14 protein-coding genes are annotated in these 14,854 nt (G+C 68.0%); 9 read left to right on the forward strand and 5 right to left on the reverse strand.

Annotated elements, in window-relative coordinates; all coding sequences use genetic code 11:
- Nucleotides 1–219: 219 nt before the first annotated feature.
- The gene (locus tag NS1_RS03800; RefSeq protein ID WP_062981659.1) at nt 220–651 is read left to right on the forward strand and encodes a type II toxin-antitoxin system Rv0910 family toxin; all 432 of its coding nucleotides are present in this window, start codon (nt 220–222) and stop codon (nt 649–651) included.
- A gap of 61 nt (nt 652–712) precedes the next feature.
- Here NS1_RS03800 and NS1_RS03805 read toward each other — a convergent pair whose 3' ends face one another.
- Both NS1_RS03805 and dapA read right to left on the reverse strand, forming a co-directional pair.
- Entirely contained in the window at nt 713–2,245 is a 1,533-nt protein-coding gene (locus NS1_RS03805; protein WP_084503440.1) for a DHA2 family efflux MFS transporter permease subunit, read from the reverse strand.
- 64 nt (nt 2,246–2,309) lie between these two features.
- Nucleotides 2,310–3,200, reverse strand: coding sequence for a 4-hydroxy-tetrahydrodipicolinate synthase (gene dapA, locus NS1_RS03810; protein WP_062981661.1), 891 nt, complete (start codon nt 3,198–3,200; stop codon nt 2,310–2,312).
- Nucleotides 3,201–3,271: 71 nt separating this feature from the next.
- On the opposite strand from dapA, the gene NS1_RS03815 reads away from it, so the two are divergent.
- Complete coding sequence (locus NS1_RS03815) at nt 3,272–4,144, forward strand: LysR family transcriptional regulator (protein ID WP_062981663.1); 873 nt, start codon at nt 3,272–3,274, stop codon at nt 4,142–4,144.
- Nucleotides 4,145–4,201: 57 nt separating this feature from the next.
- Here NS1_RS03815 and NS1_RS03820 read toward each other — a convergent pair whose 3' ends face one another.
- On the reverse strand, nt 4,202–5,446 hold the full coding sequence (locus NS1_RS03820; protein ID WP_062981665.1) for an MFS transporter: 1,245 nt from the start codon (nt 5,444–5,446) through the stop codon (nt 4,202–4,204).
- 74 nt (nt 5,447–5,520) lie between these two features.
- Between NS1_RS03820 and NS1_RS03825 the strand changes: the two genes are divergently transcribed.
- Nucleotides 5,521–6,357 (forward strand): TetR/AcrR family transcriptional regulator, encoded by an 837-nt coding sequence (locus tag NS1_RS03825; RefSeq protein WP_255284408.1) that lies wholly within the window; start codon nt 5,521–5,523, stop codon nt 6,355–6,357.
- An 18-nt stretch (nt 6,358–6,375) separates the two neighbouring features.
- Here NS1_RS03825 and NS1_RS03830 read toward each other — a convergent pair whose 3' ends face one another.
- Nucleotides 6,376–7,098 carry a GntR family transcriptional regulator gene (locus NS1_RS03830; protein ID WP_255284409.1) on the reverse strand — a complete coding sequence of 241 codons (723 nt, stop codon included), beginning with the start codon at nt 7,096–7,098 and terminating at the stop codon, nt 6,376–6,378.
- Between the two features lie 159 nt (nt 7,099–7,257).
- Here NS1_RS03830 and NS1_RS03835 point away from each other — a divergent pair, with 159 nt between their 5' ends.
- From NS1_RS03835 to NS1_RS03860, 6 genes are all read left to right on the forward strand, one after another.
- On the forward strand, nt 7,258–8,250 hold the full coding sequence (locus NS1_RS03835; RefSeq protein WP_062981669.1) for a BMP family protein: 993 nt from the start codon (nt 7,258–7,260) through the stop codon (nt 8,248–8,250).
- Nucleotides 8,251–8,255: 5 nt separating this feature from the next.
- Entirely contained in the window at nt 8,256–9,839 is a 1,584-nt protein-coding gene (locus NS1_RS03840; RefSeq protein ID WP_062981671.1) for an ABC transporter ATP-binding protein, read from the forward strand.
- A gap of 107 nt (nt 9,840–9,946) precedes the next feature.
- Nucleotides 9,947–11,008 carry an ABC transporter permease gene (locus tag NS1_RS03845; RefSeq protein ID WP_062981757.1) on the forward strand — a complete coding sequence of 354 codons (1,062 nt, stop codon included), beginning with the start codon at nt 9,947–9,949 and terminating at the stop codon, nt 11,006–11,008.
- Complete coding sequence (locus NS1_RS03850; protein ID WP_056817129.1) at nt 11,005–11,931, forward strand: ABC transporter permease; 927 nt, start codon at nt 11,005–11,007, stop codon at nt 11,929–11,931. Before NS1_RS03845 ends, NS1_RS03850 begins: the two co-directional genes overlap by 4 nt.
- A gap of 28 nt (nt 11,932–11,959) precedes the next feature.
- Nucleotides 11,960–12,940, forward strand: coding sequence for an ornithine cyclodeaminase family protein (locus tag NS1_RS03855; protein ID WP_062981672.1), 981 nt, complete (start codon nt 11,960–11,962; stop codon nt 12,938–12,940).
- Nucleotides 12,937–13,413: a nucleoside deaminase gene (locus NS1_RS03860; RefSeq protein WP_062981673.1), complete on the forward strand. Its 477-nt coding sequence runs from the start codon at nt 12,937–12,939 to the stop codon at nt 13,411–13,413. Before NS1_RS03855 ends, NS1_RS03860 begins: the two co-directional genes overlap by 4 nt.
- A gap of 55 nt (nt 13,414–13,468) precedes the next feature.
- Here the strand turns inward: NS1_RS03860 and NS1_RS03865 are convergent, their stop codons facing one another.
- Nucleotides 13,469–14,827: an MFS transporter gene (locus tag NS1_RS03865; RefSeq protein WP_062981674.1), complete on the reverse strand. Its 1,359-nt coding sequence runs from the start codon at nt 14,825–14,827 to the stop codon at nt 13,469–13,471.
- Between the last annotated feature and the right edge of the window lie 27 nt (nt 14,828–14,854).

The raw sequence follows: 14,854 nt of genomic DNA on the forward strand, positions 1-14,854 counted from the left end.
TTCCGCCGCAGGGTGATTTCGGATACCCGATTCACACGCCCCGCTTCGAGCGACCCGCACACATTAGCAGCACACGTAACGATCGCGACACGGATCACACTGTCAGACATCATGATTCCCGCCCGAATCATTCCACGCTACTGGACGGTTGATCTATTCTGGTTCGCTATGCTTCGTGCCGATGGTTGCGGAACCCCGGGTACCGGATAACATCCCGACGTGGCGAAATTGAAGCTCTCCGTCGATGTCCCCGTCCCGCCGGACCAGGCCTGGGCGCACGCGTCCGACCTTCCGCACCTCGGCGATTGGCTGACCATTCACGAGGCGTGGCGCGGCACGCTGCCCGAGGAACTCACGCCGGGCACCGTTCTCGTCGGCATCGCCCGCGTGAAGGGCTTCCGCAACAAGGTCACCTGGACGGTGCGCACCGCCGAGCCGCCGCGCAAGCTCGCCCTCACCGGCACGGGCATCGGGGGCACCAAGTTCGGCCTCGGCATGCTCGTGGAACCGAGCGGCACCGGGTCGAAGGTGAGTGTCGATATCGACCTGGGCGGCGCCCCGCTGTTCGGCCCGATCGGATCCGCCGTCGCGAAGGCCCTGCGCGGCGATATCGAGCGCTCGCTGGAAATGTTCGTCAAGCTCTACGGCTGAGCCGCTCCGCGAAAGCCCGGACAGAACACGATGTTCCGTCCGGGCTTTCGTCTGTGCGGAGTCAGGCCAACGCCACAGCCTCGGCGTCGATCGGCGCCTTCGGTTTGGTCCGCGGCAGGAAGAACGCCGGGATCAAGGTCAGCAGCGCGAGCACCACGGTGACCCAGTAGGTGTTGCTGAACGCTGTCGCTGCCATTTCCAGTCCCTGCTCGATGACCGAGGGCGGAATCTGTGCGGCGAGGTCGGGATCGGCGTTGGCGCCGATGGCCACCTTTGCCCCGGGATGATCGTTGAGCTGAGCGGCCAGCACCACCGACATCGTCGCCGTGCCGATCGACGCCGCGGTCTGGTTGATGATGTTCATCAACGTCGACCCGCGCGCTACCTGTGCGTGCGAGAGCGTCTGGATGGCGGCGGTCATCACCGGCATCATCGTGCAGCCCATGCCGAGCCCCATCACGAACAGCGCGCCACCGATCAGCAGGTACGAGGTGTCGGCGCCCAACTGGGTGAACCCGGCCAGGCCGAGGGTGATGAAGGTGATGCCGAACATGACGATCTTGCCGGGGCCGATCTTGTCGACCAGGAATCCCGCGATCGGCATCGTCAGCATGGCGCCGATTCCCTGTGGCGCCATGAGGAGACCGGAGTCGAACGCGGATTCACCGCGAACCTGCTGCAGGTAGTTCGGCAACAGGAAACCGGCGCCGAAGAACGCCGTCGCGAACAGCGACATGGTCAGCACGGAGAAGCGCAGCGACGGGTTGGAGAACAGCCGCAGGTCGATCAGCGGATGGTCGGTGCGCAACGCGTGGAAGACGAATCCGATCAACAGCGCCGCGCCGATGACTGCCGGAATCAGCACGCGCGCGGCCATGACAGTGCCCTTCTCCGGAATAGAGGAGACACCGAACAGGAACAGCGCGAGGCCGGGCGAGGCCAGCAGCATGCCGAGGAAGTCGAACGATTCCGACGGCTTCGGCTTGTCGGGAGCGAGCACGATCCACGCCAGGATCAGCGCGACGATGCCGAGCGGCAGGTTGATCAGGAAGATCCAGTGCCAGCTGAACGCGTCGATCAGCCAGCCACCGAGAATGGGGCCACAGATCGGGCCGAGCAGCATCGGCACACCGAGCACCGCCATCACACGCCCGATCCGCTGCGGGCCCGCGGCGTGGGTCATGATCGTCATGCCCAGCGGCATCAGCATGCCGCCGCCGATGCCCTGGATGACGCGGAACGCCACCAGCGACTCGATACTCCACGCCATCGAACACAGCACCGACCCGATGATGAAGAAGGTCAGCGCCGCCATATAGAGGCGTTTGGTGCCGAATCGGTCGGCGGCCCAGCCGGTCATCGGGATGACCGAGGCCAGCGCCAAGGTGTAGCCGGTCATGGTCCAGGCGACGACCTCGACGGAGGCGTTGAAGTCCTGCATGAAGGTCGGGATCGCCACGGTGACCACCGTGATGTCGAGAATCGACATCACGGCGCCGAGGACGACTACGCCCGCCACCTTCAGTACTGCGGCATCCAGCTTGTCGGGAGTGCGATCGGGCGCGGCGGCACCGATATCCGGAGGTTTCGTCACCGGTTAACCCAAGCACTTTTCGGTCCCGATGACCAGTGAAATCTAGTGTTCGTAATCCCTGGTGTCACACCCGCGTGATCGTCGCCGCCTCGCTCGCCGCGAGCGCCGCGCTGGTCGCCGCGTTCGAGGCGGGCAACATCGGCAACCGAACGGCCGGACTGGAGATCTGGCCGCGCTCGGCGAGTACCGCCTTGATGACGGTGGGGTTCGGTTCGGCGAACAGCGCCGCGCCGAGTGCGTCGAGGCTGTTGCCGAGGGCGCGGGCCCTGAGCACATCACCGGCGTGCCACGCCTCGATGAGGTCGGCGTAGGCGCGGGGCGCGATATTGGCCGCGGCCAGGATCGCGCCGTGTGCGCCGAGGGCGAGCAGGGCAGAGGCGAATCGGTCGTCGCCGCTGAGCACGGTCGCCGGGGTCTGCGCGGCCATCAATTCGACGCTGGCCGCGTCGATACCACCGACGGCGTGCTTGAAGCCGGCGATATTCGGCGTGTTCGCGAGGCGAATCAGCGTGCTCCCGCTCAGCGGGCGACCGGTGCGGTGCGGCACGTCGTAGACCAGCAGCGGAGCCGGGCTGATCGCCGCCAGCTGCGTGAAGTGCGCGATCACGCCCTCCTCGCTGGGCCGCACGTAATAGGGCACCACCGCCAGCACCGCCGCGACCGGCCGTCCGAGTTCGGCGATCGCTCTGACCGATTCCGCGGTGGCGTTGCCCCCCGCACAGGCGATCAGTGGCGCGTCGCGGTCGGCGCAGACGCCCGCACAGATATCCAGGACTCGCCCGCGCTCGGCGGCGGTGAGCGCCGAAGGCTCCGCGGTGGTGCCGAGCGCGACAAGCCCGCTCGCCCCAGCGTCGAGCACAGCGTGCGCGTGCCGCTCCAGCGCGCCGGGCTCGAGTGCCCCGTCGGCGGTGAACGGGGTGATCAGGGGGACGAAGAGGCCGTGTAGCGATGTCATGGCCTTATCTTCGAGCCGAACCCACCATCAGGTCCAGTTCACATTCATGACGGCTACCGTAAGCTGAACTGATGCTCGATGTACGCAAACTTCGCCTGCTGCGCGAACTCGCCCATCGCGGCACCATCGCCGCGGTCGCCGAGGCGCTCAGCTATACGCCTTCGGCGGTGTCCCAACAGCTCACCGCGCTCGAACGCGAGGCGGGCGTCGCGCTGCTCGAACGTTCGGGCCGTCGCGTCACTCTCACGCCCGCCGCCCACCTGTTGGTCGGCCACACCGAGACGATCCTGGCCGCACTCGAACACGCCGACGCCGAATTGTCCTGTACCCGTGACGAATTAGCGGGCACCCTGCGTATCGGTACCTTCCCGACCGCGGCGCGCACCCTGCTGTCCCCCGCCCTGGTCACCCTGAGTACCGAACACCCACGGCTGGAGCTCACCGTCACCGAGATCGACCCCGCCGACATCCCGAACGCCTTACGCGCGGGCACGTTGGACGTCGCGCTCACCCACGACTACGACCTGGTCCCCGCCGACGCCGACGCCTCTTTGCACACCGAGCCCCTGCACACCGAAACCGTCTTCCTCGCCACGCGAACCCCGGTGCCCACCAAGGATTCGCTGGCAGCCCACCGCCGATCCCCCTGGATCGCGGGAACTCCGGGAACCCTGTGTCACACCTTGACGATCCGGGCTTGCCAGGCAACCGGATTCACTCCTCACATCCGTCACCACGCCGACGACTTCGACACCGTCCTCACCCTCGTCGCCGCAGGCGCGGGCACCGCGATAGTCCCCGCCCTGGCCCTCTACGCGCCCCCCGAACAAATCATCCTCACCCCGCTCCCCATCCGCCGTCACACCCAGCTCGTATACCGGAACGGCACCGGCCTACACCCCGCGATCCACGCCGCCCGCATAGCACTGCACGCCGCGGCCTAGATCCGGGGCGAGCGAGCGATGCGCCACTGAACTCAGCAGGTCACCCGCTACCCGGCGTCAACCGGCCGCTGCGGCCGGACTCGCGGAACGCTGGAGGCGAGCACCGAACAGTGTCAGGCCGAGGGCGATCACCAGGAGCAGGGCCAGGGTCCAGGCCAGGGCCGAAAAGCCGTGTGGCGCAGCTGCTGCCGCGACGATCGGGCCGATGGTCGCGCCGACATAGAAGCTGAACATGGCCACCGAGGAGGCGGCCGCGCGGGACTCGCCGCCGAGTTCCCCCGCGCTCTGCAGGACCGCGGGGGCGATGACGCCGAGGCCGCCGACCAGGATCGCCAGCAACACGGTCAGGACCGCGAGGTGCGAGCCTTCGAACGTGGCCGCGACCATGGCGGTCGCCGCGATCAGCACGCCGAGCACCATCTGGGTGGGCTTCGACAGCCGGGCCAGCGGGATGGCGAGCAGCGGCAGCGCCATCATCACCGGCAGTGCGCCCGCCCGCAGAGTCAGCAGTTCGCCGGAACCCGTTACCAGGCCGGTGATCTCGATACCGGTGTAGATGCCGACCATCACGGCCATGCTCAGGGCGCCCGCCACGAGCATCGGGAGCAGCGGCTTGATCCGCAGCACCGCGGGAATGGCGGCGTAGCTGTGGCGCAGCGGGAGGTCGCGGCCGGTGGGGGCGTCATCGAGCATGACCGCCCGCAGACCGAAGGCCAAAGCCGCGAAAACCACTGCAGAGCCGAGGAATACGGTGCGCCACGGGAAGGACGCGACCACCGCCTGCGAGACGATCTGGGCGATGACGGTGGCTGCCAGGAAGGAGGTGGCCACCGACATGGTGACCACGGCCCGGTGCGCTGGCGCGATGCGCGTGCCGACGTAGGCCATGATCGCCGGCGGAATCGAGCCGACAACGAGACCCTGCACGATCCGCAACGCGACGGCCACGGGCGCACTGAACGCCAAACCGGTCAGCATGGTGACCACTGCGGCCACAAGCATGCCGGTGACCAGCACCCGACGGTGTCCGTATCGATCCGACAGCGGGCCGAACAGCACGAAGCCACCCGCATAGCCGAAGGCGAAGGCACTGATGACCCACGTCATCACGCCCGCACCCACGCTCCACTCGGCTTTCATGGCGCCGAACAGCGGAATCGGGGTGTACATCTGACCGGTGGCCAGCAGGGCGGACAGCACGAAGACGGGCAGGGTTCGCCCGGTGTGAGCACGCGGCGAGGTGCTGCGAGCGCGGGCAGGAGCCGGACTTCCGGCCGGAATCTGAACTGTCGTTGACGCCATGCCGACGACAGTAGGCCGCTCACCATCCACAGTCAACCAAATAGTTGGTTTAAAGAGCTGGTAAAGTCGGACCCATGACGGCGAGCACCATCAAACGCAGCGACGCGACCAGACAGGCACTGCTCCGCGCGGCGCGGGCCGAATTCGCGCAGTACGGCCTTGCCGGAGCCCGAGTCGATCGCATCGCCGAGGCCGCGGGCGTCAACAAGGAACGCATCTACGGCCTGTTCGGCAGCAAGGACAGGCTTTTCGACGTCATCATCGTCGACACCATGCGCGAATTCATGGAGGTCGTCCAGCCGCTGGCCGAGACCGAACCCGGCGACTACGTCGGCAAGCTGTTCGACTACCACCGCGACAACCCGCAACTGCTGCGCCTGCTGCTCTGGGAGGGCTTGCACCGCGGCGCCGACGCGCACGACGTCGACGGTTGGCGCGCCGAGCACTACGTGCGGAAATTCGACCGCGCCCAAGAACAATTCGGCGTCGACGAGCAGCAGGCGGGCCGCCTCCTGCTCGCCCTCTGCGGCCTCGCCAACTGGACCCACGCCGTCCCGCAGACCACCCGTCTACTACTCGGCGACGCCGCGTCCGACACCGACGCCACCCGCGAGTTCGTGAAGGAATTCGCCCGAGCTGCCATGCGAAACAAGGCGACCACACCCACCGAGCACTCCCCGGACGTCACCCCCGATCCGATCTCCCCCGAATCGGTCAATACCTTGACCACCCCGGTGGATGCCGCCGCGCTCCGCCTCCGCGACGCCCAGGCCGCCGCCGACGCCGCGCGCGCGGAACTCGCCACCGCCCTGCGCGCCGCCCATTCCGCCGGGGCGGGCGCCAACCAGCTCGCCCGCCAGGTCGCCGGCACCATCTCCCGCCCACTCGTCCTCAAGCTGCTGGCCGAATAGACCCCCGGATACCGCGGCTTACGCGGTCTTCTCGCGGTGGGAGCTGCGCTGACGGGTGCGGGTTGCCGAGATGGGGTCGATGTCGGGCATCGACCATTGGGCCGAGAGGGCGAGGCTGGGTTCTCGGCCGGAAGCTACATGGCGGTAGGCGATTTCGGCCGCGGCATCGGGGTCGTTGGCGGTTATAGCCGCGTACAGAGCTTCGTGTTCGTCACACTGGGTGCCGGGGTCGCGTTCCTTCGTCAGGTGGAACAGCCAGCGGACCCGAGATTCCAAGGGGCGCAACAGCGACTGCAACAGCGGGTTGCCCGAGACTTCGACGATCACCGCGTGGAAGCCGGCGTTCGCGGCGGCGATCGCGGCCTGATCGCCACGGGCGGTCGCCTGACGCGCCGCGGTCAGCTGTGCGCGCAGGGCGGCCAGATCGGCCGTTCCGGCGCGTTCGGCGGCCAGACGCGCCGCGAGGACCTCGAGGCTCTCGCGAACATCGAAGAGGTCGCGCACATCGGTCACCGTGAACGGGGCGACGATCGCGCCCTGCCGCGGCACGATCACAACCAGACCTTCTCGTTCGAGCATCTGCAGCGCCTCCCGCAGTGGGATCCGCGAGATGGCCAACTCGGTCGCGAGATCGCGTTCCACCAGCCGCTGACCAGGGCTCAATCGCAGATCGATGATCCGGTCACGCAACTCCTCGTAGGCCCGATCCCGCAGCGATTTCTTCGCCGGTTCGTCTGCCACCGCACCATCCTTCTGCTCCTGCACAACACCAACGGTAGCCCGCTCGCGGCGTGCGACCGTTTCTTACTTTTCCGTAATCCGCCTGTCATCTGCGAGGCCCAGGCTGACATTTAACGGTATACCGCTAAGTGAGCGGTTCGTTCGAACAAGGAGTACCCCGTGCACAAGTCCACTCGGCGCGTGATCGCCTTCGGCTCGGCCGCCCTCGCCACTGCTGCCCTCCTGTCGGGCTGCGGTTCCGCCGACACCTCGGCAGCGGGGGGCAAGCTGAAGGTCGGTGTGTTCTTCCCCGGCTCGCTCTCCGACACCGGCTTCATGCAGTCGGGGTATCTCGGCTACCAGCGCATCGCGGACACGCTCGGCGACAAGGTGGAACTCAGCAAGGTCGAGCAGGTCGCGGCCAGCGACTACCAGCAGGCACTGGTCCGCTTCGCCTCCACCAACGACCTGGTGATCTCCCTCGGCGGCCAGACCGACGCCGACGTGCGCAAGGTGGCGCCGCAGTTCCCGAACGTGAAGTTCGTCGAGATCGGCGGCCCAGCAGACACCAAGCCCATGGCCAATCTCGCCTACTACGACCCGCAGCAGGCCGAAGCCGAGTTCCTCAGCGGCGCGGTGTCGGCGGCGGGCTCCAAGTCCGGCGCGGTGGCCTTCGTCGGCGGTGTCGAGTTGCCCGCGATCGTCAACGCCGCCAACGCTTTCAGCAACGGCGCCCGTTTCGCCGACCCGGACGCGAAGGTACTGACCCCGCAGTACGTCGGTGACTTCAACGACCCCGCCAAGGCCAAGCAGGCCGCGCTGGCCGACTACGGCGCGGGAGCGGGCACGCTCGGTCAGATCGTGAACCTGGGCAAAGCGGGCATGGAGCAGGCCGCGGCCCAGTCCGGCGCCACGATGGTCGGCGGTCCGATCCCCGGTGACTGCACCAATCCCGTGCACCTGGGCTATGTGCACACCGATATCGGCGCCGAGGTCGAGTTCGCGGTGAACGCCGCGCTCGACAACTCGTGGAAGGCCGAGAACGTGCGTTTCGGGCTGACCTCGCCCAACGACGGCACCGATTTCGTGTTGTGCAGCAAGGACTCCGGGGTCGCCGACGCACTCGCGAAGGCGAAGACGGCCCTGTCCACCGGCGCGGTCAAGCCGTACTGAGCACCATGAGCACTCCCGCATTGACCCTGCAGGGGGTCGGCAAGCGCTTCGGTGACGTGCAGGCCCTCCACGATGTGGACGTCACCGTCGAATCCGGCACTGTCCATTGCATTCTCGGCGAGAACGGCGCGGGCAAGTCGACGCTGTGCAATCTCGTCTTCGGCGGCTACCGCCCCGACGCCGGTCGGATAGAGCTGGGCGGCAACGATTTCCGCCCCGACTCCCCCGCCGCCGCGATGGCCGCGGGCGTCGCGATGGTGCACCAGCACTTCAGCTTGGTCACGACCATGACCGTCGGCGAGAACCTGTTGCTCACCCAGCGCGGACTCCGGATGCGCCGCAAGGACCTGACCGACCGGCTCGCCGAAATCGCCCAGCGCTACCGCCTGCGGATCGATCTCGACCAGCAGGTCGCGACGATGCCGGTCGGCGCCCGGCAGAAGGTCGAGATCGTGAAGGCGTTGCTGCGCGATCCGGCACTGATCCTGCTCGACGAACCGACGGGAGTGCTCGACCCGGCCGAGATCGACGCGTTGATCGACACCTGTCGCGCCATCGCCGCCGACGGCAAAGCGGTGGTCCTGGTGACGCACAAACTCGGCGAGGTGGCCAGGGTCGCCGACGCCGCGACCGTACTGCGACGCGGCACGGTCGCCGGTGGCGGGCGGATGTCGACCACCACCATCGCCCAGTTGCTCACCGCCATGGTGGGACGCACCGCTGCCGATCTCGACCCGACTGTCGCCGCGACCATCGGGCTCGATCCCACGACACCAGCGGCACCTGCCTCGACAGCGGAAGCCGTCGTGCAGGAGTCGACGAACGAAACCGGTTCACCCGCACCGGTTCTCACTGTCGATCAAGTCACCGTGCGACGCGCCGACGGTAGCGCCGCGCTCGACGACGCGCGACTGGTTGTGCGGCCCGGCGAGATCGTCGGGATCGCGGGCGTCGAAGGCAACGGGCAGAGCGAGCTGGTCGCGGTGCTCGCGGGCAGCACCCCGGTGCACGCGGGCACTGTCACCCTCGACGGCATCGACATCACCACCGCACGACCGGCGGCGCGCACCGAGCGCGGTCTCGGCATCGTGCCCGAGGACCGCCATCGCGACGCGATGGTCGCCGATATGACGTTGGCCGAGAACCTCTTCCTCGGTCAGCTCAGCCGATTCGGGCGCTTCGGCCTGCTCAACAAACGGGCCATCGGCCGCGCCGCGCAGACCGAACTCGACCGGTTCGATGTGCGAGCGGCCGGACCGTGGGTGCGGATGGGCTCGCTCTCGGGCGGCAATCAGCAGAAGGTGGTGCTGGCCCGTGAGCTGTCGGCCACGAACCTGCGCTGCCTCGTCGCCGCTCAGCCGACGCGTGGATTGGATATCGGCGCGGTCGATTTCGTGCTGACCCAGCTGCGGCGCGCGGCTGCCGACGGCTGCGGCGTGCTGGTGGTGTCGAGCGAGGTGCCCGAGCTGCTGGCCCTGTGCGACCGAGTGTTCGTCGCCTATCGCGGTGCGCTCGCGGGACCGGTGGAAACCTCCGATCCCACAGCGGCACAACAGATCAGCGAACTGATGATGGGAGTATCGGTATGACCGCGGCGAACGAGAGCCGTCCCGCGCGGCGACCAGCCACTACCGGACTCGGCCGGATCGACCTGCGGCAGTGGGCGCATCAGCCGATCGTCGTCGCCGCCGCGGCCATGGTCGCCGCCGGTGTGATCGGTCTGATCCTGGCCGCCGTGGCGGGCGCGGCACCGGCCGCGACGATGACCGCGCTGTGGGAGGGAATGTTCGGCAGCGACTACGCCATCGGCGCTTCGTTCAATGTCGCCGCCACGTTGATGCTGGTCGCGGTCGGTTTCACCATCGCGCACCGCGCCGGATTGGTCAATGTCGGTGGCGAGGGGCAGATCTGCGCGGGCGGTATCGCCGCCACCGCGATCGGCACCACACTCACCGGCGCACCGACCGCGATCACCCTGCCCGCAGTCCTGATCGGCGCCGCGGCGGCCGGCTGGCTGTGGGCGGCGATCGCGGCGTATCTGCGGGTCCGACGTGGAACCAGCGAGATCATCACCACGCTGCTGCTCAACTTCGTCGGCCTGGCACTGGTGCTGCTCGTCGTGCACGAGCCCGCGCTGCTGCGTCAGCCGGTGACCTCCTCGGAGACGCTCCCGCAGTCCGAACAGCTCACCGCGGCGGCACATCTACCGCTACTCGGCATCGAACGCTCCCCCGCGACGATCGCCTTGTGGATCGCGGTGATCGCCGCACTCGGCACCGCGATCCTGGTGCGCCACACCGCGCTCGGCACCCGCCTGCGCGCGGTCGGACTCAATCCCGACGCGGCGGCCCGACTCGGACTGCCGGTCGGCCGGTTGCGATTCCTGAGCCTGTCGAGCGCGGGCGCGTTCGCCGGTGTGGCAGGCGGGTTACTGGTGGCGACAGCGCCTTTCGTGCTCGCCGAAGGATTCTCCTCCGGCTACGGCTTCTCCGGCCTTGTCGTCGGCCTGCTCGCCCGCGGCTCGTTGTCGGCGGTCGTGGCCGTCTCGCTGTTGCTCGGCTTCCTCGTCTCCGGCGGGATCAACTTGCAACTGGCGGCCAACGTGCCCGCCTCGACCATCGCCGTCGTGGAGTCGCTGATGATCGTGTTCATCGCGGGGGCCGCGCTCTGGACAAGAAGCGCCCGCAAGTCCGAACTCGCGGCACCACAACCGGTTTCCCCCGTGGATACCGCCGACCTGGCAGGAGCACCGCGATGAGCCTCGACACGGTCACCGACATCGCCACCAGCGGCATCGGTTTCACCCTGCCCATCCTGGTCGCCGCGAGCGGCGAGCTGGTCAGCGAGCGCGCGGGCGTGCTCAATCTGAGCCTCGAGGCGATGATGCTGACCGGCGCGTTCGCTGGTGTACTCGGCGCCGTCACCACCGGTTCACCGGTGCTCGGCGCGGCCACCGCGGTGATCGCCGCCCTGATCTTCGGCGCGCTGCAGGCGATCTGGAGTATCGGCCTGCGTGCCGACCAGATCGTCGTCGGCATCGCCAGCAACGCGCTGGCGCTGGGCGCCACCACCTACGGTGCGCGGCTTCTGCTCGCCGACGGCAAGGGGCACAGCGTGCCTGGCTTCGACGCGCTGAAGATTCCGCTGCTGCACGACATCCCGGTCATCGGGCCCGCCCTGTTCGGTCAGACCGCACTCGGCTATCTGTGCATCGCCGTCGTCGCCGTGCTGGCGTTCGTGTTCTCCCGCCGTACCAAGCTGGGCCTGGTGATCGATGCGATCGGTGAGGACGCCGTCGCCGCCGACCGCACCGGCCTTTCCGTGCGGGCCGTGCGCTACGGCTGTGTGCTGCTGGCCGCGTTCGCCGCGGGCCTCGGCGGTGCGCAACTCGCGCTGTCGGAGGTGCATTCGTTCAGCGACAACATGACCGGCGGCATCGGCTATCTCGCCGTGGTCGCGGTGATCGCGGGCCGCTGGCGCGCGCTCGGCGTGATCTGGGCATCGGTGTTCTTCGGCATCGCCCAGGCGTTGCAGTTCGCCTTGCCCGCACTCGGTGTGGACGTGCCGTTCGCGCTGCTGGTGATGCTGCCCTACCTGATCGCGATCGTCGCCGTCAGCGGCTTGGTCGGCAACAGCCGCTCGCCGCGCGACCTCACCGTCGCCTTCGCCCGAACTTCCTGACCCGCCGCTACTTTCGTAGGAGCCACCGTTGACTCTGATCCTGTCGCACTCCGATGTGACCGCCGTCCTCGATCGCGGCGAGGTGTTCGCCGCCGTCGAGCGCGCACACGCCGATCTGGCGCTCGGCACCGCGTTCGTGCCCGCCCCACCAGCGATGGCCCTGGGTGAGGCCGCCTTCGTGCCGATGGTCGCCGCCGCCGAGTCCGCCGGCGCCGCCGCGGTGAAACTGCTCGCCGACCTGCCTGCCAATCGCGAACGCGGACTGCCGGTGCAGCGGTCGGTGATCGTGGTGACCTCGGCGGCCGACGGTGCGTGCGAGGCACTGATCGACGGACGCCTCGTGACCGCCGTGCGCACCGCCGCCGCCAGCGCTGTGGCCACGAAATACCTTTCCCGGCAAGCCAGTTCGGTTCTGGGCGTGATCGGTGCGGGCAATCTGGCCGTCGAACACACCCGCGCGATCGCGACCGTGCGCGAGCTCGAGACCGTACTGGTCTGGTCGCGGACCGCGGCCACGATCGACCGATTCCGCAGTGCGATAGCCGATCTCGGCCTCGAGGTGCGCGCCCTCGACAGCCCGGAGGCCGTCACCCGTGCCGCCGATGTGCTGTGCACCCTCACTCCCTCCCGCGAACCGATCGTCCACGGCGCCTGGTTCGGCGACGGCCTGCACGTCAATGCCGTCGGAGCGCCGCCGCGTGCGGATCACCGGGAGGTGGACGGCGAAGCGATGCGCCGGTCCAGGGTCGTCGTAGACTCGATCGGCACCACGCTCACCAAGTCCGGCGACACCCTGATGGCCATCGCCGAAGGCGCGATCACCCAGGACGCGGTGAGCACCGAGCTGGGCGAGGTGATCGCGGGCCGGGCACCCGGGCGCCGCGACGACCGCGACATCACCCTGTTCAATTCGGTGGGCATCGGTCTGCAGGATCTGGCCGCCGCCCGCCTGCTCATCGACAAGGCCCGCGCCAACGGCATCGGAACGGAAGTGGATCTCACCGCATGAGCGAGCTGACCGAGATCGACATCACCCACCTGCGCCGCGCCATCGACCTCGCCGGGCACGCGGCCGCGCTCGGTGACCGACCTTTCGGCGCGGTCGCGGTCACCCCCGACGGCGCTGTCCTGGCCGAGGGCGTGAACGCGGTGAACTCCACCGGCGATGTCACCACCCACGCCGAACTGGTCGCGATCACCCTCGCGACCGCTGCGGGCCACGCCGCGCAATTGCGCGGCGCCACCGTCTACGCCAGCGGGGAACCGTGTCCGATGTGCGCCGCCGCGATGGTGTGGGCCGGGGTCGGTCGCATCGTCTTCGCCGCGGCCGCAGCCGAATTCGGGCCGATCCTGCCCCCTGGTCCCAGCTTCGAGCTCACCTGCGCCGAGGTCGTCGCGCGCTCGAACGTGCCGGTCGAGGTCAGCGGACCGCACCTCGGCGAGGAAGCTCTCGCCGTGTTCCGCGCGGCCGCGAAGAACTAGTCCCGGACACACCGAGGGCGCGGCGCCACCTCGACGCCGCGCCCTCGGTGTGCGGTCACTTCGCCACGACGACCTCGACGGGCTCGCCCAGTTCACGCTGTTCCTCGATCGCCTCGGGAGTACCCGGCACCTGCGTGCCGCGCAGCGAGACGCCCTTGGTCTCGATGAGGAAGAACGACGCGATCAAGCCGACGGCGCACGCACCGAACATGTAGAACGCCGGAATCATGTTGTTGCCGGTCGCGCTGATGAGTGCCTCGTTGACCACCGGCGCGGTACCACCGAACATCGAGGTGGCGACGTTGTAACCGATCGCCACACCGGCGAAACGCACGATCGTGGGAAACATCGCGGGGAAGGTGGCCGAGATCGTCGCCAGCTGGGGAGCGTAGAGCAGACCCAGGATCGCGAAGCCGACGATCGCGCCGGTGAGCGAAGAACCGATCAGGTGATAGACCGGGATCACCGCGATCATCATCGCCGCGCACGAGAACATCCACATCGGTTTGCGCCCGATCCGGTCCGAGAGCGCACCGAGGAACGGCAGGGTGCACAGCATCGCGACCTGGCCGATCAGCGGCACGAGCAATGCATCCGATTCCTCCATACCGAGCGTGGAACCGAGGTAGGTCGGGGTGTAGCTGAGCAACGAGTAGTTGACGACGTTGAGCGCGATCACCAGGCCGAACAGGGTCAGCACCGGACGCAGGTACTTCGTCACCAGATCGCGGTAGACACCGGAGACTTCCTCGGTCTCGTCCTTGCGGTCGACCTCACGGAACACCGGGGTGTCCTCCACCCGGCTGCGCAGATACATGCCGATCAGGCCGAGCGGACCGGCGATCATGAACGGAATGCGCCAGCCCCACGAATTCATCGACGCGTCGTCGAGCACATTCACCAGCAGCAGGGCGACCAGATTGCCGAGGGTGAAGCCGGCGAGCGTACCGACCTCCAGGAAACTGCCATAGAATCCGCGCTTGCGATCGGGCGCGTATTCGGCCATGAATGTCGCGGCGCCACCGTATTCGCCGCCGGCGGAAAGTCCCTGGATCATGCGCAGCACGTAGAGCAGAATCGGGGCGCCGATGCCGATCATGTCGAAGCTCGGGATAAGACCGACGGCGAGCGTCGATCCGGCCATCAGAATAATCGTGGTGGCGAGTACTCGCTTGCGCCCGATGCGGTCGCCGAGCGGACCCCAGATCATGCCGCCCACCGGCCGTATCAGGAACGATACGGCGAAACCGAGCAGCGTGTAGACCATCCCGGACTCGCCGTCGCCGGGGAACAACGATCTCGCGATATAGGTCGCCAGATAGGCATAGACACCGTAGTCGAACCATTCGACCGCATTACCGATCGCCGACGCACCGATAGCCCGGTGCAGCACCGATTTCGATTCCCTGGACATCCACAACACCTCTCGTCGTCGCCTTTC

Source organism: Nocardia salmonicida NBRC 13393 (assembly GCF_001613085.1).
Taxonomy (GTDB): domain Bacteria; phylum Actinomycetota; class Actinomycetes; order Mycobacteriales; family Mycobacteriaceae; genus Nocardia; species Nocardia salmonicida.

Excerpts from the sequence above, each read along its gene's own strand:
- dapA (WP_062981661.1), bottom strand. The coding sequence starts at position 3,200 with ATGACATCGCTACACGGCCTCTTCGTCCCCCTGATCACCCCGTTCACC.
- NS1_RS03815 (WP_062981663.1), top strand. The coding sequence starts at position 3,272 with ATGCTCGATGTACGCAAACTTCGCCTGCTGCGCGAACTCGCCCATCGC.
- NS1_RS03820 (WP_062981665.1), bottom strand. The coding sequence starts at position 5,446 with ATGGCGTCAACGACAGTTCAGATTCCGGCCGGAAGTCCGGCTCCTGCC.
- NS1_RS03825 (WP_255284408.1), top strand. The coding sequence starts at position 5,521 with ATGACGGCGAGCACCATCAAACGCAGCGACGCGACCAGACAGGCACTG.
- NS1_RS03840 (WP_062981671.1), top strand. The coding sequence starts at position 8,256 with ATGAGCACTCCCGCATTGACCCTGCAGGGGGTCGGCAAGCGCTTCGGT.
- NS1_RS03845 (WP_062981757.1), top strand. The coding sequence starts at position 9,947 with ATGGTCGCCGCCGGTGTGATCGGTCTGATCCTGGCCGCCGTGGCGGGC.
- NS1_RS03850 (WP_056817129.1), top strand. The coding sequence starts at position 11,005 with ATGAGCCTCGACACGGTCACCGACATCGCCACCAGCGGCATCGGTTTC.
- NS1_RS03860 (WP_062981673.1), top strand. The coding sequence starts at position 12,937 with ATGAGCGAGCTGACCGAGATCGACATCACCCACCTGCGCCGCGCCATC.
- NS1_RS03865 (WP_062981674.1), bottom strand. The coding sequence starts at position 14,827 with ATGTCCAGGGAATCGAAATCGGTGCTGCACCGGGCTATCGGTGCGTCG.